Genomic DNA, 22,403 nt, shown 5'->3' with positions numbered 1-22,403 from the left:
CCGAAGCACCTTTAAGTTAGTGGCCGCTGGCCTACTGCTGATCGCTCGAGTACATACCGGCGCTGACTATCGCTCCCCCAGCCTCGATCAGACCGTAGGCCAGGGGGACAGGATGCCCCATAGCGACGGTATTGACCGGCGCCCCGAAGGCATAGTTAGGCGTGTTGTCCGTGCTGGAGGATTTACCCGCGCCGAAGGATGGCTGGGGTGTGAGCATCTGGACAACGCCGCCCAGCATCATTGACACCCCAACCCCGGTCAGAATTGACGTGGCGCTGATGGCTGTTGCACTCATGGCCGCCCCCCAGGCTGCCATGCTCGCACCAGCGGTAAAGAATGCAGCGACCAGCGCAACAGCGCCGACAACTATCTGCAGGACGCCCGAGCTTTTGGCCCCCTCATAAACGGGCACGATCCGGTACACGTTTCCACCACGGGTCATATCAAACTCTTCCAGCCCGATATTGTTGTCGCCGTTAAAAAAGGCGAAACGGATCCCTTTCATATGGGCTTCCGACATGTATTTTTTGAATCCGGGAACCTGTGAACACATGGCCCTGAGCATTTCGCGCAGGTCGGCAACGTCAAACTGAACGCGTTTACCGAATTTTTTAGCCATTTTCCCTTCGAGAATAAGCGTCTTAACCATGCATTCTGTCCTTATGCCTGACCACCCGGACCGTTCTGTCGCGATAATATTTTCCATAAGGCGTTCGCGAAGAAAGGTGTCCGAAAAGATGATGGAGAATGATGTTGTCACCCACATATACCGCGGCGTGATTAGTCACCGATGCCTGCACACTCATCATGATGATATCCCCGGGCTGCATTGCACCGGCAGCAATCTCAACAAATCCCTCACGCTCCCAGTTATCGTCGTAGAGCCGCTCCTTGCCGCTCTCCCACCATTCGTAAGGTACCGAATAGTTCCCGAGAACAATGCCGTATTCGCGCAGATAAAATTCACGGATAAGCGCCCAGCAGTCGGCATAACCCAGTACCCACTGCCGCCCGGCATAATCCCGGTCTTCACGCGGGGAAATCGTACAAAAATCCCCGTCCGGCCAGGACATGATCCCCCACTCAATCCCCGACCAGTCGCACTGAATCCGGTCCAGCTCTGAGGGCACCAGCCGAACCACATCCGGATGGGAATGAATGAGCATGATGATCTCACCGCGCGCGCGGGCAGCGAGCTGGTCTTCCGGGGAGAGCGTGAATGTATCCTCGGGTTTATCGGCAATGTTGCGGCAGGGAATATAGATTTGCTGCTGGCCTGACTGAACAATCAGGCCGCAGGCTTCTTTGGGGTATTCAGCAGCGACGTGCTGACGGATAGCATCCAGCAATTTTTCACGCATTTTTATTTCCCCTGCAGGTTTGCAGCCGGAAAACCGCCGAACGGCAGCGGCGCGTCCGGACCGTGACGATCCTGACAATCCGGCCGGCGGCCGCCACAAACGTCTTTCGACGGGTCATCGGTCGGCGTACCGTCTTTGGTAAAGTATTTCGTGCCGTTGTAATCGCATCCGGTCCCGCTTCGGTACCAGCCCCGCATGCACCAGGTGCAGACAGGCGTAATCTGCCGCGTCGGCAGCTGAAGGCTCTGAATATCGAAAGGAGAACACAGCTCAAAATCAACCTGTACCCGCGACTCTGCGGTTTTAGCATCGACGTAAAATAGCTGTACGCGCTCATCTGCCGGGCTGGCACCCGGATTACCGTTTTTCCAGTTGGCGGCATCGAGATACTTCGAAAGCGTGGTATGGATTTTGACCTTCGCCCTGACCATATCGTTATATTCAAGACACAGCGCCGTGACAAAGTTTCCGACGTTCCCGACGGACAGCGTGGGCGTTGGCTGGGACCCTGTACTCGATAATTCCATCCCCTTCAGTTCGTAGGGATGGGGATCGTACTGGTTTCCCTGCCAGATAATGGCGGGAAGATTTTCCGCGGCGAAGGCTGCCCACCCTTCTTCCTGTATATTGTGCGCATGAAAACGCAGCACCTGATCCATACCGAATTCAGTGCCGTCGATCTCAATCAGCTGAATACGGCTGCCGGGCTCAAGCTGTTGTATATCTGCCGTAAAACTCATACCCCCCCCATAAAAAAAGCCGCCCGGAAGCAGCTTTCAGTGTTTGTCGAGAAAATCAGGGCGCGAACGCCTGTTCAAAAGTGAAGGCCACAGTGGCTTTTTTCCCGGTAGGGAATGAAACGCTGAACGAATCGGCTTTCATTCTGAACAGCTTTTTTTCACCCCATGGCGTGGTCCACCAGAACGATTTAGTAACGTGAGACATCAGAAAAGCGCGCAGCGCAGCCGCCTCCTGTCTGGTTCCCGTCCAGTCCAGGTTCCACGTTTCCTGTTTGTCGTTGATCCCCATCCCTGCTATCTGTTTGTAGCCATCTCCGAACTGGGCCTGCAGCGTTCGGGCTGTTTCAGTGCCCTGCGCGGTTTTGCGCGTGCGCCAGGTAAATGTGTCCGTCACTATGTTCTCCTCGAATAAAGCACGCCGCCCGCGGACATTTCTTTTTTCAGTCGCTCGGTGATTGTCTGCTGAACAATCGCCTGCAGCTGTTTCGCCGTCCCCGTGGCGTTCGCCTGATTTATACTTCCATCACTCCCCTGCTGGCTGATGCTAACTGGGGCATAAACACTGATCCCGCCCATGCCAGCACCGGCTGCGCTCCCGCCACCGACCAGTCCCCCCGTGGCGTACCCGCGCATCAGGCGATAAAGGTTGCTCACGCCAAGACGGCTGGTTGACTCTTTGTTGAAGACGAACTCTCCCCTGTGCACAAGACCGGCAGGCTCATACTTGCCGCCATCTCCTGTGTAACCACCCACGTCGTAGAGTTTGGGCCGGAAAGACGGTACCGCGAATGACTGTCCTGCAGATGCCGTATTGGTTCCGCCACTTATCCATCCCATTGCGCTCTGGATGGTGTAAGCCACCAGCAGCTGGTTGATAACGGACACAATCATTTTAAGGATCGAGCTGGTGAAGTCCCTGAAGCTCGCCTTCCCGGTTGTCGTCAGGCTGGTAAGCTGGCCCGCCAGCCCGCTGAACGTCGCCTGCGAAATCTGCTGAACAGAGCTGAAAACGTTTGTCGCTGAATCCTGATATTCGGCCCAGCCCTGTTTCGCACCGGCCAGCCAGTTTGCGCGCAGGGCATCTTCAGCCTCAAACGTCGCCCTTTGCTCTTCCAGAACCTTTTGCTGCGCCTGAGGGTTGTACGAATAGCTTTCGTTGAGACGCTGCAGCGTAGTTTGTCGCCCGGCTTCCCGGGTGGATACCCCCTCAGACTGAGCCTGCAGGCCCGCCCTGGCGGCTTTTTGCTGCTGCTCAAACTTCACGGCCTGATCGGCCAGCTGGTTGAGCTTTTGCTGGCTGGCAACCTTATCGCCCAGATCGGCCAGCTGCCGCTTGTACTCGAGCGTTTCTTCCTTGTGCGCCAGCAGGGATTTTTCCTGCGCCGTAAGCTGACGACGCCCCGCGGCCTCTTGCAGAACGGTGAACTGATTTTCAGTCTGCCAGAGATCCTGACGCTGTTTGCTTATGACGTCGTTCACGCTGGTATGCTGCTCAAGCGTTTTAAGCTGGGCCTGAAGGGTGAGAAGTTCGGCCTGCGCCTTTTCCTCGGCTTTATCCCCAGCGGGCGTTGAGTAGCTTTTGCCTTTCGGCGTTTTTGGATCCTTCCACTGCTTTTCAATCCCGGCGCGGGCAGCGGCAATGTCCTTTTCAGTCCACAGCGTGGCGACACCGTCTTTCGCATCCTGGCGGTTTTTCTCAATAAGCTGACTGAGCTTTTTCTCTGCTGAAGCCCGCTTTTCTGCCGCCGTCGCGCCGGACTCCACCAGCTGGTTAAACTGCTGCTGGCTGCGGATTGCCTGAGCCTGCTGGTCCGTCCGCATTTTTTCCCGCGCGGCTGCCAGCCCTTCCTGGGCGTATTGCTGATCGGCAAGATCGTAAGCCTGCTTTTTCAGCTCCACCTGCTGGCGCGCGTTTCTGAGCCTTTCCGCATCCGCTTTCTGCAGAACGTTGTTACCGGCATAATCCGGGTCGACCTTAAGATTGCTGGACAGCGCGCGGTACTCTTTCTCTGCTGCCTGCCATTCAGCATAAGAGTCCTGGCGCTTCATCGCGGAGTCAGGATTACGCCCTATGCCAAGCATCGCATCCCATGCGCCTGAGGCGGCATTCTTCACCCAGTTCCAGGCTTTTTCGAGGGAGCCAAGATTATCCTCGACCGCCCCGGCGCGCTGAATGACAGCGTCGGAATATGCCCGCATGGCCAGCTCGGCAGCTTTCTGCGAATCCCCAAGCGCCTGAGCAGAAGCGATCTGTTCATACTGGGTGGCCGTCAGAAAGTGAAGGGAATCGTTGAGCGTAGCGACCGCGTTAACCGGATCATCCTTCAGGCGTTTAAACTGATTTATGGTTTCGTCAACGGCCTGCCCGGTAGCCTGCTGCAGCCTGGCGGCAACATTGCTGACCATGCTGACGTCATTCCCGCTGAACGCACCGCTTCCAACGACCTGTGCCAGCACGCCTGCAGCGGCATGCTGCGTGATGCCATTACCGGCCAGCGAGCGGGCCAGCGCCTGAAGCTGCCCTGACGTTTTCCCCGCGTAGTTCCCGGTCAGGATCAGCTGCCTGTTAAATTCCTCAGACTCTTTGCTGCCGTCATACCAGGCCTTACCCAGCCCGAATACCGCCGCGGCAATCCCACCAACCAGGCCGGCGATCCCCAGGCCGCGCAGCGACAGCAGCTGGTCTATCCATCCTGCCCGGTTCGCCAGCGTGATCCCGGAGCCGCGCAGTGCACCGAAGTTACCGCGCATGACCTCGCCGATAAGTACCCCCAGCTCCTGCCGGGCAGCAGCACTTTGAAGCCCCAGACCGTGCGTGGCCACTTTGGCAGCTTCAAGCTTGCGGATATAGACCTCAGCCGCATCGCTGGCACCGACCTGCGCCGCCTTCATGCGCAGCAGCTCGGTACCGGAGAGCTTTTGCTCTGCAACCTGTTGCTTCAGCTGGCTGAGGAATCGCGTGCGCGCTGCGGCCGATTTTTCCTCCACGATCTGCAGTTCTTTTTGCCGGGCCGTGGTGCGGGAAATAAGGGCGAGATAATCCTGCTGGGTTATGTTGCCCTGTGCCCTGGCTGCGCGAAAGCGCGCCTGCACGTTCGCAAGCGACTGTGTTTCACCATTGAGCTGGCGAACGCCGTCAATCTGGCGGAAAAATGATGCCGCCAGTTCATCCTGTCGACGGGCAAGCGCTGCGGCCTGCCCGTCATTCTCACGCATGCGCTGATTAAGCTCGGTCACGCGGCGGTGAGTTTCATCAACGGACCTGGAAACGCTCTGCCAGTCTTTGGTCAGCCCTTCCGTTGCGGCCGACTGACGGGCTTTCATGTCTGCGGCCGCCGCCGCGCCAGCGTCGCCCACACTCTTTAGTGCAGCGCTCTGACGGTCCGCAGCACGTTGCATTCGCGCCTGAACTTTATCAGACTCATCCGCCATTCCTGTCAGTTGCCCTTTGATTCGGGCGACCTGCTCGCTGAAGGTTGCGCGGTCAACATCCAGCTTAATAACCAGATCGCTAATCTGCTGGGCCATATCGGATACCTCCTGTTATCCCCTCAGCGGCGGTCATCAGCGTGTCATCATCCGGCTCGTCATCGCTGATGACGACATCCGAAGGAGAAAGCAGGCTGAAATGTGCGGGGGTAAGTTCCGGGTCGCGGAAGAAAAGAGTGGAGATGGAATAAAGCAGCTCTGAGAAATGCGCATCGAGCTGCGCGTCCTGAAAATAATGCTCCCGGTAGAACTGGTGCCAGTCGCCCAGCTCACTGGAAGTCATTCCAGCCAGCATGGCGCGCCAGTCGGGTCGCCCGAACTCGCGCGCCAGATTCAGGACAAACTTCAGCTCGCTGGCAAGGGCTTTTCCGCCGTAACGGGTTCTGCGCTTTCGGCCTCCGCTGAGGCATCCGGATCGGCAGCGTTGTCATCCTCAACCGGAACGAGCATGCCGGAGAGCAGCTTTATTTCCATTTCTGCTTTACCGATCGCCTCCGGCGGCCAGCCGCTAAGCACCTGCTGATAAAGCGTCTCCACATCCGTACCAGCCGGATCGTTATGCCACAAAGACATCGCAATCAGACGCGCACCGCAGCGAATATTTGAGCCAATCAGCCTAGCCGTCATTTCCTGATCGCTGATGCCGTCGCTGTCAGCGCTAACGGCCTTTTCCTCTGAGGCCATAAACGTGATGTACTCAATACGCTGCAGCGCCGACAGCTCAAAGATGGTCAATGATTCTTTTTGCCAGGTGAACTTCTCTTTTTTCAGAAACATGCGTCCTTCCTTACGCTGCAGTTACGGTGACTTTGCAGACCGCAACGAAATTACCGTCGCTGGTCATAACAATAACGTCAGCGGTGCCTGCCGCCACGCCGGTGACGGTGATCGCGTTGCCGCTAACGGTGACCGTTGCTTTTGCCCCGTCTGAGGTTGCCACGCGAAACGAGGTATCTGAGGCGCTGGCAGGGTTAACCGTCACATTGAGCGTTGTGGTTGCGCCGACGGCCACGCTTGCCGTGGCTTTATCGAGAGTAACGCCGGTCACGGGGATATTCGGGGTACCGCTTTCTTCTGCCAGTTCCGGCTTGCCGGTATTGGTGATTTTCGCTGTACGGGTAATGACCTCTTTTGCCGGAATGGCTTTACCCAGGCTGCTGCACCAGCCGCGGAAAACGTCGACGGTACCATTCGGGTATTTGATTTTGTAATAGCGTACTGAGCCATCAATAAACCATGCGACCAGGTCTTTTTGCCCTTCTTCGCCCGGCTTCCAGGCGAGGGTGAACGAGGTATCGCCAGCAGATTTTGCCCCCTGGGCCGTCGCGTTCCAGTCGGCATCCTCGTCGTCGAGGTAAGTGTCGTCATACGATTCGGCGGTCATTTCGCCCGGCGTCAGCTCTTTGATTTTCGCCAGGCGATTCCAGTCGATATCAGAGAGTGGGTTAGCGAAAGCGTTGCCCGTTCCGGTGTAAAGCCAGAGCGTCGTACCGGCGCCTTTTACAGGAGCAAGTGGATTTGGTGTTGGCATGTTTTCCTCACATTTCGTAAGTGATTGAATATTTCATATCGGCGGAGGTCCACAGCCCCATCGCATCATCGCGCTGGTAATCGAAGCCTTGTGGAACCATGAGCGTTAACAGTGAATCGAGGCCGGGAACATCAGCGAGGGCCGGATAGATATGGCTTTCCATCCATTCATCCAGTTCGGAATCTGGTACCTGCGAGGACAGGAAGACCTCGATATGTAGCGTTGCCGCCCACATATCGGCATCAAGTTCTTCGCCGGTATACTCCGCATCGGTCAGATAGACCGCGACGGCAGGAAAATCCTCCTCCTCAATGACAGCCGGGCGCCCGTCAAAAAACATGACGTCGATCCCGATGGCCTCTTCAAGCACATCAATAATTTTCTGGCGAATGAGAGTGTGTTTCATCGTGTCAGATGCAACCTCAGTTGTTGCCTGAGGGCATAGCCAAGTTGTTTTGGCATTTCCTCTTCAAGCATGCGTTTCTTCTCTGCTTCGAAAGCAGTAGTGAGGGGCGCGGACAATGGGATTTTGACCACGTCGATGGGATAACGACTTTTTCCTGCAATGCGCTTCATGACGTGCCAGCGGCCGTTCGCCAGGCGCTGTATAAAGGCGTCGCGAAAAACATAACGGCCAATTCTCAGCACGCTACTTTTTCGAACCAGCGGGCCTTTTCGGTTCGTCGCCCTGACCTGCGCGGCACCGAGTTTGATGGCGGGAAGGTTGCCCCGGTTAACCTTAATTCGGGCCGCTGAGTGCCCTGACGCCGAGGCTTTGTTGATTCTCACCCTTTGTCTGACCAGCTTTACAGGTATCCCCGAAACGCGGTTATCACCGGCTACCGTTTCTTTCGCCACCCTTCGGACGGCAACCGAGACGCCATTAGCAGCAACCCGGTTCACAGCCCATGCGCTGGCATTGGGAACCATATTTCTGTCCAGGCTATCCAGGTTAGCAATCGCCTGCTCAAGACCTTTTATCGACATGAATGCTCCTTAACGACGCCGCGATCCGCCGGGAGGTGATCCACTACCCAGCCATACATGGCAGGAACCGCAATCATCCGGGCCCACGCGATCAACCCAAAATTCACGCCCGTTTACCTTCAGCGTGTCCAGACGTTCCAGCCCGCTTACATCCGATGAGTTCACAAAAAACGTCGGCCTGGTTCCGTCAATTCTGATCCCCGCTTCTGCGAAACCGATGTTCTCTGGATCGTCAAAGACCCCGAGGAGCGTGACGCCGGATAAAGATCCAGAGGTTATCCTTGCCTCTGCGCCCATCACTCCACGTATAGTGGTATCCGCGCGCGCCATCGCTTCATCAAAAAGATTATCGAAATCAGCCATTAGGCCCCCTGTCAGACTTCCCGGGCCAGCCCCTGAGAAACCAGTTCGGTAGCCTCCGCGTCGGTCACGCGAATAACGACACCAGGCTCAACAATAGAGAGGGACTCGTTGCGTGTGGCGTGAAGTGCAACAATGTGCAAGGTCACCAGTGTCTCAACCGCCACCAGCTCGCCGGGCTCATTTGACGCAGGATTCTCGGTAATAGAGCCAGAGGTGTTCTCTGGGCCGGGCTGGCCCGAGGTGCTGATAGCAGTAGTGCTGGCAACGGACACCTCAGCGCCCTCTTCTCCGTCTTCGTCGAGTTCCTCTTCGAGCTCAGAAATACGTAACGTAAGCTCCTGGATGGTGCCTGTGACGTTGACCTCACGATCAAGCTTTACGCCCAGCTCTTTCAGTCGGGCGATAAGGGTTTCTTTTTCTGTCATGGGAAATACTCCAGAAATGTGGCCCAACAGGGCCACTGGGGAAAGTTATACTAGCTTGACTGAAACGAACGCGTCCGGATCTGGCAGCAGCATCAGCGGAGCTGACTGAATCATGGTGAACTCGCGAGCCGGGTCGCCCGTTTGCACCCAGTTTTTCGGATAGCGCGTTGAAGCATTAATGCCTTCACGCTGTGCATCTGCATCCAGAATGCAGCCATAGGTACGCAGACCGCGCGCCTGGGTATTTCCCAGCACCATTGTCAGATCCGGCAGGTAGTTCTTTTTGACGTCATCCTCGATGTACTGACCGGAGTACACAACGATGGCCACGTCGCCATACATCCCCTTATAAGAGACGGCCATTCCCAGGTCTTTCACGGCGGTTTCCAGCTCAGAGCTCGAGCCGCGACGCGTATCCAGCTTTTCCTTCACCGCGTCAAAGGAGCGGAACAGCGCCCAGCCCTTTGGATCGAAGACGATAATGTTGACCACACCGCTGGCGTTAAGCGCGTACGCTTCAATATCATCGGTCGGGTCGTACGTTTTTTTGTCGCGAGAAGACCAGGCTGCTGCACCCGCCTGGGTGATGTTGTTACCGGCACTGCGTCCCATATCAACTTCAACCGGCTCAAACGCTTCCCCGGTCATGGTGTATTTACCACTGAGGACTGCAGCAACGGCCTGCTTTTCTTCTACCTGCGCAATTGCAAGCTCTTCATCTTTCATGTTCTGAAGAATGATGCGTCGGCGGCGATAGGCAGGGTCGGCCAGATTCTGTGGATCTTCATCAGGCAGGCGGCGGAGGGTCATCTGCGGATTCACTTCGTGTTTTGGCTTCACATACCCCGGCGTAAATTCCGACGTGCTGCCACCACGGGAACGAATCACTTTCCCGGAGACAATCGGCGATACGTACAGCGCCATATTGACCATGCCCGGAATTTGCGACAGGTAGACTTTTTCTGTACTGAAGGGATAAGTTTCGCGAAAGAAGATACGCAGGAAGAGCGGATCGAACTTGAATTTCTTCTCATTGACCGCCAGAAGCTGGGCTGTTGTGTAAACTGACATAGATTTTTCCCGTAAAAAAAGCCGCATAAGCGGCTTTTATGAAAGTTGAGGGTGATTAAACGATGCTGATCGCAGTACCGGCGAACGCGTTACGCTTGATATTTTCGTCGGTAACGGCAGATGGCCAGAGCACATCTTCGATGCGAAAAGAACCGGATTTATAGAATGCCAGTTCAGCACTGCTCTGGTCAGCGGTAACCGCCAGAATGCCGGTTGCTGCACCTGCATGCTCGCCGTCCCAGACGGTTAGCTTGCCGGACGTAGCATCGAGCATGAGCGGGGTCATTGCCGGGGTGGATGCTGTCAGTTCGCCCGGTGCATACGCGGTGTGTGCCGGATCGCTGTTACCGAGCGGCTGGTGATGAGTAAATACTTCGGTGATTGCCATGTTAGCCTCTTAAACGGGGGTGTTTAACAAATCGTCGCCGGCTTCAGCAGAGGCATTCCCTGCTGAAAGAGCGCCTGGTGCGGTTTCCATCAGGCGATCCAGCGCCGTATCGGTACGCGCCTGGGCGCTTTGCGGCGCCGCGGCCAGAATGCGCTGTGCACTCTCGACCGTCATGCCCGGCGTTTCGGCCAGGGCACGGGCCTGTGATTCACGACCTTTTGCCTCTTCGCAGTTCAGAATACCCATGATGCGACCATTCTCGGCGGCTACGGCTGCCGATACCTGAGCGCTGAGGTCTGCCGGGGCCGTTAAGGCAGCAGTTGTTGTGTCAACGGTGGTGACCTGCTCAGCCGGTGCAGTCGTCTGTGTTGCTGCCTGGTCAGCTGGCTGATTGGTCGCTGCAGATGCAGAAGGTGATGGCATAGTTCCTCCAGTGGTTGTTTTTTTGCGTCTGTCGAGTGCTTCACGCATCACGCTGAGCGCGTCGGAATTGTTAACAAGTTCATCCGCCAGACCGTTATCCACGGACTCCTGGCCGGAGAAGACGGCCGCTTCGGTGTCCAGTACGGCCTGCACTGACATTCCGGTATAAGCGGAAACCTTTTCGGCAAACATTTGACGAGTGGCATCGATGCGCGTCTGAAAATCAGCGCGAACGTCCTTTGGTAGTTTTTCGTAGGGGTTGCCGTCGACTTTATGATCGCCGCTGTAAATCAGCGTGACCTCAACGCCGTTAGTTTTCAGCGCAGCGCCATAATTACTGTGCGCCATCATGACGCCGATGGAGCCGGTTCTGGCCGTTTGCGTGACAAGCCGTCGCGATGCAGAACTGGCAATTAGCTGCCCTGCGCTGCAGTTCATATCATTTGCCAGCGCCCAAACGGGCTTGATATCCCGCATCCGGGCAATAATGTCGGCACAGTCGAAAGCCCCGGACACCATCCCGCCCGGCGTGTCCATATCCAGCAGAATACCGTCTACACCTGGATCGCTCATTGCCTGCTGCAGTCGGGCAATGACCCCGTTATAGCCCGTCATACCGGAATAAGGCTGAAGTGACCGGGTTTTGCTGACAAGCGTCCCGGAAACGGGCAGCACCGCGATCCCGTTTGTTACCTGATAGCTCCGCGCTGGCCGGGGCCCCATCTCCTCGTCATCGCCAAACAGCGCCAGCGGCTCTGCAATTTGTTCAGCGCCGAGCGAGACGCCAGAAGCGGAATCAGTCAGTCGGGTGATACCCAGCTGGCCTGCCAGCGCGCAAAAGAAAACCCGCGCGTAGGCGGGTTCAAGCATCAGCGGCTCATTGAAGGCCATGCTGGCAATATGCGGGAGATTACGCAGCTCTGGCGTCATCTTTTACCTCCTCGTTTGATTTTTTCAGCCCAGATTCAAATGCAGCTGCCGCCCATGCCGGAGGTTTAAGTCCCGCGCTCCGGCGCTCCATAGTTTCACGTACCTGCTGAGAAAATATTTCCTGATAGTCATCTCCGCGTTTGGCACACTCCTTCTCATATGTGCTGAGACCAGCCTCAATCAGCATCACGGCCTCCTGCACCTCCTTCAGCCCATCAATAGCCATGCGCCCCGAGCCAATCCAGTTGGCGTTACCCCAGGCAGTTCTCGCCTCCTGGAAGCTAAACCTGGCTTTGGACGGGAGCGTGACAACCCGGCGCGCAATCGCCTCTTCGAGCCAGCAGACGAACATTTGGCAGGCTTGCCGGGCCGCGACAAACTTGCGACGCCCCATAAAGAACGCCCAGGATTCATTGGCGCTGGCGCGCGCCGTCGAATAGCTCATCTGAGAGTAGTTACGGGAAAGCTGCTCATACGAAACACCAAGACCGGCCGAAATATAGCGCAGGAGTGATTGTTCGAAGGTGGAATAACCGTTATCGGTATCCTGTGCTGACTGAAGGTTCAGGGAATCGCCAGGCATAAGATGAGGCACTTTCGCGCCACCGAGGCGAACCGGCGCTGCAGCGTAGTATGCTGCCATTTCACCAAGCCAGCCCGTCAGCTTATTTTGCTGCTTACTATCCGCGCCGAGGATAAAGTCCATCGCCGTATCGGTATCAAGCTCGCTCTCGATTGTCGCCGCATACATAGCTTTTACAATTGCGCTCTGGAGCTGAGTATTTTGCAGTGTGTCGAGCATTTTCATCTGCTCCATCACGCTGTAAAACACGTTTGCGCCGCGGGTCTGTCCATCCTCAAGCGGTTCAAAAATATGGATGAATGATGGCCTTCCGCCCGGCAGTTCCCGTGGTATATAGGTCCATTTTCGCGACATCCAGCCAGGATAGCTGTCTTCACTGACGTAGTACCCCAGCGCTGCGCCGCTATCACTGATTTTGACACCCGCGCGACAGTTACGCGTGTCACCTGTATTACCGGGATTACTCACGCGTTTTGGACTAACCATTTTAAATTGCGTGCGAAAAAGTCGGGATGAATCACTGTCCCAGGTGGGCTGGACGCACAGTTCACCGTTAAATGCGTGCGTCGCAACGCCTTCACGGATCATCATCGTAAAGGTACGCTTGCGCTCGGCATCAATTCCGCAAAAGTCATCCTCCGCATATTCATACCAGGCGGCCTCCACCTCCCTGGCAAATGCTCGGCTTTCCTCTTCTTTAATGCCGAGATAACGCCAGCTCGGGCAGTAACTCAGTCTGAAAAAAGACCCGACGATGTGATCCTGGTGAAGCTGAACGGCGTTCGCCGCATAACCATTGTTACGGACCAGATCATCAGCACGGGCATTCCCCCGGGCAAAGTTCGGCAGAAGTGCGGCGTCGGCACTTTCACTCTGGGGATTCCAGGCATTTAGCTGCCCACCGAATCCGCCGCCACCGGCGTGATAGCCTGCATATTCCCTCAGGGAGGTTTTCCCGTCGGGGCCAACTAAAGAAGGAATTTTCATGCGTAGAACCTTGCCGGCCCGCGGCGTCGTGAAGTGGTACCGACCTGTGACTCTAGATCGGCGATGTACTTTTTCAGATCGCTGACTGACGTCGCCGTAAATTCCACCCTTCGACCGTCTTTCTGTACCGTCGCAACCCGTTTTCCCATCATCAGATCATGTAACGCTGCGCGCGCGGCATCCAGTTCAGCCTGTGTTGCCATTATTCATCTCCCGCTAATGCCCTGGCATAATCCGCCAGAGATTTATTATTTTTACGGCCAGTGTCTTCTTCCCGTAAGCTGGCCAGAAGAGAATCCAGATCCAGCTGCCAGCGGGAGATACTTATCCGCAGAGCTGCAAGTGCATAGACAAAACAGTCAAGCGCCTCATTTCGTCGTTTTTTACTGTCCCAGACGATTTTTTTCTTCCCGTCTACCCACTTCTCAACCTGCTCTTCAGCCGTAAGCTGCTGAGCCTCAGCTAAATCATATATTTCAGGGTTATTAGGGAAGTGAACCGCTCCCGCCAGCGGTTCGTCGCCTTCTGCCACCAGCGTGAAACGGTTATAAATCTGCTCTTTCGCGGTGTCTGTTCCTATCTCAGTGAGATAAACGCCGTTCTTGTTACGCTTACGAGGCATATTCGCCACGGGCTTGCCGTAGACAGATGCGCCTTTAACGGGGATGACACGAAACAGACCATGCTTTTTCGAGCGGTTATAAACAATCGTTGGGTCTATGCCGCCGATATCCCAGCAGATGCGGGAAATAAGCATCTCAACGCCGTTAGGCCTCGGATAGGTTTTATTGATCGCCTCATCCAACCTCAGAAGCGTGGATTCATCATCATGGCGCCCCATAATGATAATTTTGTCGATAAGCCAGCTTTCCTCACCAGGCCCCCAGCCCCAGACACGCATTTCGTAACGGTCAAGCTGGGAGTCAATACCGGCAGTAAGATAGGCCACGCGCTCCGGCACCCTGGCACCGAAGTGCTCAATACGTTCGGCCATCACCTCAGCATCAGGACGCTCACCAATTTTAGGCTCCCACGTTTCACCAAGCGTTGTGTTGACGAACGTCTTACGCTTACCCGTGTCCCCTTTGGTCTTGATCCAGTCCTTGACGATTTGCACCCAGGTTGTGAAGGGGCTATAGGCCGTCCAGATGTGAAAGGTTACGCTGTCAGGCGGATCAATTTCGGCACCCGATGATGAAAACCAGCAAAGTCCGTCGCGCGTCCAGATCCCGGTTTCATCACAGATGTACCGCGCCTGCGAAAAATCGAGCTCCTGCTGTTTAATTACGCAGGCATTGTGTTCACACAGATATATAACGCTGGCAGGATCGCCCGGCGTCCATTTGAACCCGAATGGCGTCTCTTTATCGCCGAATTTAAGGAACTGCTCCTCCCCACAATGTGGGCAGGGAACATAGAAGCGCAAGAAATGCTCAGACTCCTTGGCGGCACGTTCAATCTGGCATGTCCCTTTAATTTTGGGTGTGGATCCTCGTATCGATTTAGGCCAGACCGACCCTTCAATACGTTTATCCCCCAGGAACGTTGGAGAGCCCTCTTTCTCGATATCATCGTCAAATGCCGCCAGCTCGTCATAACCCGCCACATCAACAGATTTTTCACGGTAGTTTTTTGCAGCTTTACCACCGAGGCACCAGAAACCTCGCCCATTCGAGAAACGTTTCATACTCAACGTGTTGTCCCGGTGCTTTTTACCGTACCAGGGCGCCAGCGCCAGCAGTGAGGGGATGTCCCGGATTGTCGGTTCGACATGGGATTTCATGAAGTTTTCTGCATCACCGTCGGTAGGTAACCAGATAAGCGAGTTACGCTGTTTATGCTGGATGAAATACGCATACACGCCGAGCAGCATTTTTGAATAGCCTACTCGGGCAGACTTAACGACATTGACCTCGCGGATATAGTCATTACCCATCGCATTCATTATCGCACGCTGAAACGGCAGCGTTTCCCAGCGCCCTTCCTGATAAGCAGACTCTTTTGGAAGGTAATAATTTTCGTCTGCCCACTCAACCGCCGTTTGCGGTTCTGGCCGGTACAACGAACGGAGCCCCGAGCGCGCGGAGTGCTGTAGCCCCTTAACCTGACTGTTCGATATATTCACTCAGCAACCCCGGTATCATTTCATCCAGCGCAGCTGCTTTGTTCATGGCTTTTATGATGTCCTTCTTGAGGAAATCAATATGTCGATTTTCCAGTTCCGGAAAGCGCCGCTGAACCGACAGAGGTATTCCATCAAGGATACTGGCAATTTCTCCGGCTATCCGCGACAACACGAACGTGCAGAATGCGGTCTCCACCACCTCAGCGGACTCTTTAGCATTTTTTAGTTCCTGAGCATCAGCCTGGGCTCGGGTAAGCCTATGGCGCTCATAATCAATCGTGCCAGGCACAAGGTCTGATTCTGAATCAACTCTCAGCTGTTCAACCTCTTTTCGCAGCTTTTCGTTTTCTATCGCTGCGTCACGGGCGGAATACCATTCGATTACGGCGGCAGAGTCATAAAGCACTTCATTACCTTTTCCACCACCGCGCGCAACTGGCATTCCCTGATCCTGCCAGTTCTGGATCGTGCGGATGCTGACACCAAAAATCTCTGAAAGGCGTTTTTTATTGACCTCCATGACGAACTCCAGGCGAAACACAGGGTAAGGAAACCATGCCGGGTAAAATGACAACTACCAGGCTTTAACACTTCCTTTCTTGTGGTGGGTTATACCCAGCAAAGACAGATACTTAGCAAGAAGAAGAACGGAAAAGGCAAAATCCTGAAAATTTTGATAAATAGCGAGAACCTGCGAGGTCGCCGCCCCGTAACAGGGATGATTTCCGGAAAGGACCCGCAAAGCCGTTAGTCTTGGCTATATGGAATTTCCAGCATAGCGCTTCCAGATTGAGGTCATCATTTGTTCCATCGTGAGCTTTAGCGAGGATATGCATCCCCGATGCAATTGTTGCTATTCCAGGGCGTCGACACTCTTGGCACATATGTTTATCTCGCTGAAGAATACGTTTACGCCTGACTTCCCAGGGACGCGAGTAACCATGCTCTTGTCGGCTTTGCCATCCTGCTAGTTTCGCCAACCTTCACCAGCATGTTGCTCCCGATGTTGGTCAATATAGCTGCTAGAGTCATTTGTAAACGCAGTACATCCATTATGCCGGCAAGGTCATCTAATTCGCAGAGGCAAAATAATAGCTCTTAATTTTTCTGAGATTACATAATTTAAAGTGGGGGCTTAGTTATCAGTTGGGAGAGTTCAATAGTGAATTATCGTGGCCAAAATGTTCTAAAAGCACCACTAGGGTGGAGGCAGACTGCGGTACGGTCATTCTAAACGGCAATTCAACCCTTAACTAACATCGTCAAGAAGAGATAACGGTTTAACGAAAGGCCCAGCAAAAATCATTTATCCTCAATCACTGAATACGATTTAGGACGTCTCAGTTAATTTGAATTAAAATCCACGAAAGAAAATCGCCCCTCCACTTATTAGAAAATATAAAAAGTCAATAAATCATATAGAATGAAAAAAATTAAGCAGAGGTATCTTTCAAATCACTGCCAACTACAAGTAATTTCAATTTTTCTGCCCTACGTAATACTTTATAGGCATCATTTTTGGTGAAGTTGTAACTTAGATTATAATCAGCTTTAACTCTAGAGAGTTTCATTAGCGCCAACAAATCACCTAAATCTCTATCGGCGATATCTGCACTACTGCGTAATTTGTCAATAACACGTTGATGCTGCCCTACTTGCGAGTTAATTTCTCCGGGGATTTGAGATGCTCTTTGATTTGCCACATGAAAGATATAATAGTATGAAGTGCGTGCACATTCTCTAAAGTCCATTTCAGGACATGGGGCTTTATACTCTTTATCATCAATACGAGAATAAACCCGCTGGGCTTTATCTAAAAAATCATCACAAATTATCATTATGAAAAGTCCACTCCGACAACTCTTTCAGATATCACATTGGCTTGCTTAGTGACTATTGGTGTTAAGCTATAAACAATAGTGTTAAGAGCTTCTCTTGGTACAAGGTCACTCTTGAACAAAATGCTATAATAATAATCTTCTAACTCAATAGCTTTATCAACGTCGTCAGAAACATACTCAACATTAATATTTAGCATTCCTTTGTCATCATCAGCATAAAAAAGTGGTATTACAATACAAGCTCCTGAATTCTTATACACAGCTTTTATTATTTTATTCCGATGTAACTTAAGCATCTCGGAAATGTAATCGCGATAAACTACAATTTGTTCTTTGCCATGTAACGCATCGAATAACTTAACGTTAGAAAGCATTCCATTGAACAAATTCATATCTTCTTCAGTGAAGAATTCAGCTGGTATTTTAGAGTGTATCTCTTTTGCTTTTTCAGCATCCAACAAAGTCACTGCAATATTAAAATGCACCCGATACAATTCTACATACTCGTCAGGAATATCATTTAACGTATTCAATAAAGTATATAATTCATCGAACATTGCAGAATTACTCATCGAAAGCAGGCATCGATATGAATTACTATTTAAATTCACGACACCACGAGAAAAGAAGTAATTAACGCAATCCTCAAGAGCAGGCATATCACCAATTAATGAACTGTACGCAGAATAAAGAGCATAATACTTAGCTTTATCCAATCGATACATAGAATCTAACGCTGTATTAATTCTAAATTTTTCAGGCACAGACAGCGCACGATATTCGTCAACAACTTTACTCAATGCATCGTTAAAGTCGTTTACGATTTTTTTTGCTTCTGCTTGAGCCATAAAAGTCCTTATTATGAGTAACTGACGATAAAAATGTAACGTCAACATAATGGATGATGATAGTACACTCTAAGTCATGTTTCTTCAAGCATAGCGAAGATACTCCACCAACAGGTCTCCTTAACTGTAAATATATAAATAAAACAGAAGGTTAGTGCGTTTTATTTTAACGTTGAATTTGCCGTCGGCGCGCTGGTGTGTCGTTATTGCAATGCCGAGCCGCGATGAAATTGCGCAGGCAGGCGCATACGGGACACCATCAATAGTGACCTGCATTTGATTTTCCTTTTAGACGTGAGCCTGTCGCACGGTAAAGCCGCCGAAAGTTAACGGTTTGCCCAGGCTCACAGCTGAAAGACTTTCTTTGATATGCGCGTGCGATGCGCATAAAACCAAAACCATGTAATTGCTAGGATTATTAATTTTGGATATGGTGACTACTCAGTCCGTTGATGGTGGGACATCAGCGAACCTAAACAAGAGGGATGGCTGATTACCTCTGATAAGGATTTTTATGGCTACAACTTCTTGCCCAAAGTGCTCATCTACAAGGTTCGAAATGAAAGAGCACCCTGTCTCAAACAGTAATTTTCGTATCCTTTTCATCCAGTGCGCGTCTTGCGGCGCAGCTGTAGGAACAACGGAATATCTCAATACCAATAGTTTGATTAAAAACCTTGCCAAAAAGCTTGGATTTAGTCTTTAAAAGATAAGAGCAGGTAATCAATCGTTGCCTGCTCTTCCCCATATCTTACAGGGGATGCCGCCAACATTATCCGGTTGTGGGGATAACCATTATCAAGCCCACCAGCAGGTGAGCTTTGTAATAGCTTACGCTCGGTGTCACTTCGGCCAACTGATAAAAAACATAAAGCCGATGAATGCGAATAGCAGCCCAGCGGCTCCCGCAATAACGATTAGAGCCCAAACAAGAATTGTTCCGATGGTTGCGATCACTTGGACCTCACTTCTTTTAGTTGCTGGCAGTTAGCCTGCCACGCTTTGTTATGCACCAGGATGTCTTTCTTCGTCTGGCGATCCATAACGTCGATATCGTGATCGGTCAGGTAGATTGGCTTTACCCAGTCACAGGCGGTATCAACCACCGCCGGGACGCTTCCACGTGTTACGCAGCTCGCGATCAACATCGTTATCAGGCATGCGGTTAACATTCTGCTGTACATTGCTGGCCTCTTTCGTTGTCTCTACCCGGCGTTCTGCTGCTGCGACCGTGGCTGCTGCGTTATCTTCGGTACGCTGCTGGTCGGCTTTCGCTTTCGCTTTGCTGGTGCCGCGTGAATGACCAATGCCAAAGGCACCAGCGATAGCAACCATGACCAGTGCAGCAAGGCCAATTATTGTTTCTAATCCCATATCACCCTCACACCAGTACTGTTTTGGCCTGACCAAAGCGAGCGCGACGATCTTCCAGTCCGTTCGTGCCGCCGTTGATAATCTTCGTCACCTGCAGTACGTCGCCGGAATACTTTAGGCATCCCTTAGTAGCGAAGAACCACGCCGCGCTTCTGGCCGCATAAACATCTTCGGCTAATAGCTCAGGTTGCTTAACCAGATCAACCTTCAGGCCGTTACCGCAGTCACGGTAGTTGTTGAGGCCAGTAATCTGGATAAGCCCTCGTCCACGGTATAACCAGCCGTCGCCGGGAGCGTTGTTCCCCATGCGTTTGCTGTATACCAGGTTAGCAATGGCTCGCTGGCGCTCAAGCGGTAATGTCCGCTCTTCAGGATGGCGGCCAAGCGTATTTGCCTGGTCTGTTGTGAGACGTCCGGCACGAATGAAATTAGCCAGTGCCGCAATCCGATAGTTAAAACTCTCCACCAGCAGAGTGAAGCCAGCTGACTCATGCCCTGCTTGAGCAATGAACATCGCCTGGTCTACCGGTTTGGTTATGCCGAACTCTTTCATCGCTTCGCTGACTGGCTGAAACCAGCGCGCAGCTAACTCGGCGCTTAACCCAGCCGCCTTCTGAAATTGTGATTGATTCATTAGTGCCTCAGTGCGTCAACCAGGCGCGCCACGTTTCCCCGAGCCCAGAGAACGGCGGCGCATATCAGGACGTTCACCAGCACCACGAACCAGTGCGATTCATGGTACAGGCCGAACAGGTAACGGAAAGGGACGCTGGCGTACACCAGCACCGTGAAATAAGCCATCAGCGATATCAGAGGGCGATGTCTCGCCCCGCCGCGCTGGTAGAACATCAGAGCAATGACGATCACCCCACAGATTAGGGCATTCACCATCGCACTCGGATCACTTGTTACCATTGCTGGCCCCTCCACCACGTAAACGTGAGAGAATTCCAAACAGGCTACCCAAATCCTGACTGTTGACGAACGTCAGCAGCTTAATAGCAATTGCGGCTACGATTACCGCGCCCAGCGCATCAAGAGGCCTGTCGCTGTACCCAGTCCATTTGGAGAAGTAAGAGCCAAGCAATGGCGCGCCGATAACGCCGAATATGAATGAGGTGATGAAGTAGCCAACCAGCTTAAGGCGGCTGATATTAACCGCTGTAGCGACATAAAACACCGCACCAGCGAATGCGCCAAACACCACACCGTAATCTATGCCAGTTGCCAGGCCAAACATGCTGGCCCCCATCAGACCACCAGCCGCTACCGTAGTGCCAGAAACAGGATCGGACATTTAGCCCCCTCTTATTGCCGTGAGTCCTCTCAGAACGAGGGGAATAAAAAAGACCGCTTATAGCGGCCCTGTTGATTTATTAATGAAAATTCACACAAATGGAACGAACTACTCGCCTTTCTTTACTCGTTCCCATTCATATTTTAGTAGCTCTTGAGAACAAATTAAACATCTGGAAATTTGACTATTGATGTTATTAATTTTTTCAAGAAGAACTTCTTGGTCAAGGGTATCTAGTGAGTTGTAAATAATGGATATTTCCCCAAATATACCTTCAAGCACCCCATACCATTTTTCTTCAGGATTAAGCATTAACTTGATATTAGCAGTTAATAACTTCTCTTTCTGGCGCATTTCACTTAGATGCCTTATCGCCTTCACAAGATTTTCACTAGCTTCAGAATATGACTGGTTAACAGCATCACTTGCAGAACCAGCATTAACTAAGATTTTTCTATTCTCAGCTATAGCTTCAAAGTACTTCTTTCTGTTTATAAAATCATATTGAGCAGTCAAAAAATCAGGGGCAGCTGCCATGTATTCAGCAATTAATTCCCTTAGTCGATTTATCCACGCCTGTCTGTTAGCTGACAAAACCTGCATATTGAAATTTCTTTCGGCTATTTCTTTTTGAGTGGCCCTATCTGCTTCCATAGAAGCTGTTTGAGTTGATCTCTCCTCTTTGAGAAATTTGTGTTGTTCTTCACGTTCAGTTTTCAAAAAAAGTTGCTGTTCCACTCTTTCTTGTTTAATCAATTTAGTGTTTTTGGAAAAAGTATAAATAGCAATACCAGCAGGGATAAGGCCCGCGATCAATGACACTAATCCTGTAATGAAGGCGGTTTTATAATCAGGATCACTTTTCAAGACTAAATCTGGAAGAGCTTGCACAGCGAGATTAAGCGATTCGGTTTGCTCAGTTAAAAATTTGAAAGGAATTCCTTGCCAGTTCATAACGTCACCAATAGTTTTTTGGTGCATTTTACCAAAAAACCCGCACGACGCGGGTTTCTTTTTTTGCTGCTCAGTTCGCTTTAACGTCCCGAGCCTACCACAATTTGAACATTTTCTTGCTCCCTCTGCAACTTAAATCTGTCGCTATTTGTGCCAAACACGTCACAAAGTGGAGCGTACAGGATCGATTCTGCCAAACTTACCCATGTGTCGATTCGACGGCGGCAAGTAATTAGGGTCCAGTCAGGGTGTTTTGCATTCAGCTCGTTGGCCATCTGTAGTTTGCTCTTACGCAGCCGGTGACGGTCAACTATTACGCCATATAACCCACGGTATTCATTATTCATCAGGACCGAAGCAATAACACTATCCACCTTAAGGCCCTCTTCGTCGGAGCAGAAAGCTAAGCCGCTTTTATTTTTGCTGTCGAGAATTTCACGCAGGTATGCTTCCAGTTCAGGTTTAGTGATGCCGGATTTCTTCATGCGGCGCAGTGCATCGTTGATTGCAGTCTTGGTGATTTTCCCGGATGCCAGCAACTGGTTAAACATGTTTCCGCCAGAGCCGCCACCGATATAAGACCAGCGGCCCCACATGCGGAGCTTTCCCTGTACCCAGATGCTTTCAAGAGTGCGAAGGCGAACCATCTCGCCGGATTTGCCAACTTCAGAAGGATTGATCATCTT

General features: G+C 52.2%; 28 protein-coding genes and 1 pseudogene. All 29 read right to left on the bottom strand.

From position 1 onward, the window contains the following. Positions 1 to 31 precede the first annotated feature (31 nt). On the bottom strand, positions 32 to 649 hold the full coding sequence (locus tag AC3WOK_RS10100; RefSeq protein WP_492354455.1) for a tail assembly protein: 618 nt from the start codon (positions 647 to 649) through the stop codon (positions 32 to 34). Next, entirely contained in the window at positions 642 to 1,361 is a 720-nt protein-coding gene (locus AC3WOK_RS10095) for a C40 family peptidase (RefSeq protein ID WP_492354454.1), read from the bottom strand. Before AC3WOK_RS10095 ends, AC3WOK_RS10100 begins: the two co-directional genes overlap by 8 nt. 2 nt (positions 1,362 to 1,363) lie before the next feature. Then, on the bottom strand, positions 1,364 to 2,101 hold the full coding sequence (locus tag AC3WOK_RS10090) for a phage minor tail protein L (RefSeq protein WP_492354453.1): 738 nt from the start codon (positions 2,099 to 2,101) through the stop codon (positions 1,364 to 1,366). Positions 2,102 to 2,156: 55 nt separating this feature from the next. Continuing rightward, positions 2,157 to 2,495: a phage tail protein gene (locus tag AC3WOK_RS10085; protein WP_001704112.1), complete on the bottom strand. Its 339-nt coding sequence runs from the start codon at positions 2,493 to 2,495 to the stop codon at positions 2,157 to 2,159. Further along, positions 2,495 to 5,629, bottom strand: a complete 3,135-nt coding sequence (locus AC3WOK_RS10080) for a phage tail tape measure protein (protein ID WP_492354452.1) — start codon at positions 5,627 to 5,629, stop codon at positions 2,495 to 2,497. Before AC3WOK_RS10080 ends, AC3WOK_RS10085 begins: the two co-directional genes overlap by 1 nt. Then, positions 5,613 to 5,885 (bottom strand): phage tail assembly protein T, encoded by a 273-nt coding sequence (locus AC3WOK_RS10075; RefSeq protein WP_023292728.1) that lies wholly within the window; start codon positions 5,883 to 5,885, stop codon positions 5,613 to 5,615. The genes AC3WOK_RS10080 and AC3WOK_RS10075 overlap by 17 nt, the downstream gene beginning before the upstream one ends. Before the next feature lie 50 nt (positions 5,886 to 5,935). Next, on the bottom strand, positions 5,936 to 6,367 hold the full coding sequence (gpG, locus tag AC3WOK_RS10070) for a phage tail assembly chaperone G (RefSeq protein ID WP_118283032.1): 432 nt from the start codon (positions 6,365 to 6,367) through the stop codon (positions 5,936 to 5,938). Between the two features lie 10 nt (positions 6,368 to 6,377). Then, entirely contained in the window at positions 6,378 to 7,121 is a 744-nt protein-coding gene (locus AC3WOK_RS10065; RefSeq protein WP_001704116.1) for a phage tail protein, read from the bottom strand. A 7-nt stretch (positions 7,122 to 7,128) separates the two neighbouring features. Then, on the bottom strand, positions 7,129 to 7,527 hold the full coding sequence (locus tag AC3WOK_RS10060) for a phage minor tail U family protein (RefSeq protein ID WP_000683284.1): 399 nt from the start codon (positions 7,525 to 7,527) through the stop codon (positions 7,129 to 7,131). Beyond that, positions 7,524 to 8,108: a phage tail protein gene (locus AC3WOK_RS10055; protein ID WP_023292731.1), complete on the bottom strand. Its 585-nt coding sequence runs from the start codon at positions 8,106 to 8,108 to the stop codon at positions 7,524 to 7,526. The genes AC3WOK_RS10060 and AC3WOK_RS10055 overlap by 4 nt, the downstream gene beginning before the upstream one ends. A gap of 9 nt (positions 8,109 to 8,117) precedes the next feature. Then, on the bottom strand, positions 8,118 to 8,471 hold the full coding sequence (locus tag AC3WOK_RS10050) for a head-tail joining protein (RefSeq protein ID WP_492354451.1): 354 nt from the start codon (positions 8,469 to 8,471) through the stop codon (positions 8,118 to 8,120). An 11-nt stretch (positions 8,472 to 8,482) separates the two neighbouring features. Next, entirely contained in the window at positions 8,483 to 8,896 is a 414-nt protein-coding gene (gene gpFI / locus AC3WOK_RS10045) for a DNA-packaging protein FI (RefSeq protein WP_194500716.1), read from the bottom strand. Between the two features lie 45 nt (positions 8,897 to 8,941). Beyond that, positions 8,942 to 9,967, bottom strand: a complete 1,026-nt coding sequence (locus AC3WOK_RS10040) for a major capsid protein (RefSeq protein WP_492354450.1) — start codon at positions 9,965 to 9,967, stop codon at positions 8,942 to 8,944. A gap of 55 nt (positions 9,968 to 10,022) precedes the next feature. Further along, entirely contained in the window at positions 10,023 to 10,355 is a 333-nt protein-coding gene (locus tag AC3WOK_RS10035; RefSeq protein ID WP_023292735.1) for a head decoration protein, read from the bottom strand. 9 nt (positions 10,356 to 10,364) lie between these two features. After that, entirely contained in the window at positions 10,365 to 11,708 is a 1,344-nt protein-coding gene (locus AC3WOK_RS10030; RefSeq protein ID WP_492354449.1) for a S49 family peptidase, read from the bottom strand. Further along, entirely contained in the window at positions 11,689 to 13,278 is a 1,590-nt protein-coding gene (locus AC3WOK_RS10025; RefSeq protein WP_492354448.1) for a phage portal protein, read from the bottom strand. The genes AC3WOK_RS10030 and AC3WOK_RS10025 overlap by 20 nt, the downstream gene beginning before the upstream one ends. Beyond that, the gene (locus AC3WOK_RS10020) at positions 13,275 to 13,481 is read right to left on the bottom strand and encodes a phage head-tail joining protein (protein ID WP_023292738.1); all 207 of its coding nucleotides are present in this window, start codon (positions 13,479 to 13,481) and stop codon (positions 13,275 to 13,277) included. Before AC3WOK_RS10020 ends, AC3WOK_RS10025 begins: the two co-directional genes overlap by 4 nt. Continuing rightward, the gene (locus tag AC3WOK_RS10015; RefSeq protein ID WP_492354447.1) at positions 13,481 to 15,403 is read right to left on the bottom strand and encodes a phage terminase large subunit family protein; all 1,923 of its coding nucleotides are present in this window, start codon (positions 15,401 to 15,403) and stop codon (positions 13,481 to 13,483) included. Before AC3WOK_RS10015 ends, AC3WOK_RS10020 begins: the two co-directional genes overlap by 1 nt. Then, positions 15,378 to 15,923 carry a terminase small subunit gene (locus AC3WOK_RS10010; protein WP_023292740.1) on the bottom strand — a complete coding sequence of 182 codons (546 nt, stop codon included), beginning with the start codon at positions 15,921 to 15,923 and terminating at the stop codon, positions 15,378 to 15,380. Before AC3WOK_RS10010 ends, AC3WOK_RS10015 begins: the two co-directional genes overlap by 26 nt. Positions 15,924 to 16,152: 229 nt before the next feature. Continuing rightward, positions 16,153 to 16,469: pseudogene (locus AC3WOK_RS10005) on the bottom strand (HNH endonuclease); the annotation flags it as partial. Between the two features lie 367 nt (positions 16,470 to 16,836). Beyond that, entirely contained in the window at positions 16,837 to 17,241 is a 405-nt protein-coding gene (locus AC3WOK_RS10000) for a hypothetical protein (protein WP_160176898.1), read from the bottom strand. Continuing rightward, positions 17,241 to 18,092 (bottom strand): hypothetical protein, encoded by an 852-nt coding sequence (locus tag AC3WOK_RS09995; protein WP_160176897.1) that lies wholly within the window; start codon positions 18,090 to 18,092, stop codon positions 17,241 to 17,243. Before AC3WOK_RS09995 ends, AC3WOK_RS10000 begins: the two co-directional genes overlap by 1 nt. Positions 18,093 to 19,045: 953 nt before the next feature. Beyond that, positions 19,046 to 19,240 carry a hypothetical protein gene (locus AC3WOK_RS09990; protein WP_492354446.1) on the bottom strand — a complete coding sequence of 65 codons (195 nt, stop codon included), beginning with the start codon at positions 19,238 to 19,240 and terminating at the stop codon, positions 19,046 to 19,048. Next, complete coding sequence (locus tag AC3WOK_RS09985; protein ID WP_492354445.1) at positions 19,191 to 19,466, bottom strand: hypothetical protein; 276 nt, start codon at positions 19,464 to 19,466, stop codon at positions 19,191 to 19,193. The genes AC3WOK_RS09990 and AC3WOK_RS09985 overlap by 50 nt, the downstream gene beginning before the upstream one ends. 7 nt (positions 19,467 to 19,473) lie before the next feature. Further along, positions 19,474 to 20,100: a glycoside hydrolase family 19 protein gene (locus AC3WOK_RS09980; RefSeq protein WP_492354444.1), complete on the bottom strand. Its 627-nt coding sequence runs from the start codon at positions 20,098 to 20,100 to the stop codon at positions 19,474 to 19,476. Further along, positions 20,100 to 20,381, bottom strand: a complete 282-nt coding sequence (locus AC3WOK_RS09975) for a phage holin family protein (protein WP_492354443.1) — start codon at positions 20,379 to 20,381, stop codon at positions 20,100 to 20,102. Before AC3WOK_RS09975 ends, AC3WOK_RS09980 begins: the two co-directional genes overlap by 1 nt. After that, complete coding sequence (locus AC3WOK_RS09970) at positions 20,368 to 20,763, bottom strand: phage holin family protein (RefSeq protein WP_022648767.1); 396 nt, start codon at positions 20,761 to 20,763, stop codon at positions 20,368 to 20,370. The genes AC3WOK_RS09975 and AC3WOK_RS09970 overlap by 14 nt, the downstream gene beginning before the upstream one ends. A gap of 108 nt (positions 20,764 to 20,871) precedes the next feature. Then, positions 20,872 to 21,744, bottom strand: a complete 873-nt coding sequence (locus tag AC3WOK_RS09965) for a hypothetical protein (RefSeq protein ID WP_492354442.1) — start codon at positions 21,742 to 21,744, stop codon at positions 20,872 to 20,874. Between the two features lie 53 nt (positions 21,745 to 21,797). Then, positions 21,798 to 22,400, bottom strand: a complete 603-nt coding sequence (locus tag AC3WOK_RS09960) for a DUF1133 family protein (protein ID WP_492354441.1) — start codon at positions 22,398 to 22,400, stop codon at positions 21,798 to 21,800. Between the last annotated feature and the right edge of the window lie 3 nt (positions 22,401 to 22,403).

The sequence above is a fragment of the Enterobacter sp. FW301-JW81 genome (genome assembly GCF_058788735.1).
Note: the sequence above shows the minus strand (reverse complement) of the source record. Positions and strands in the feature narration are given on the sequence as shown.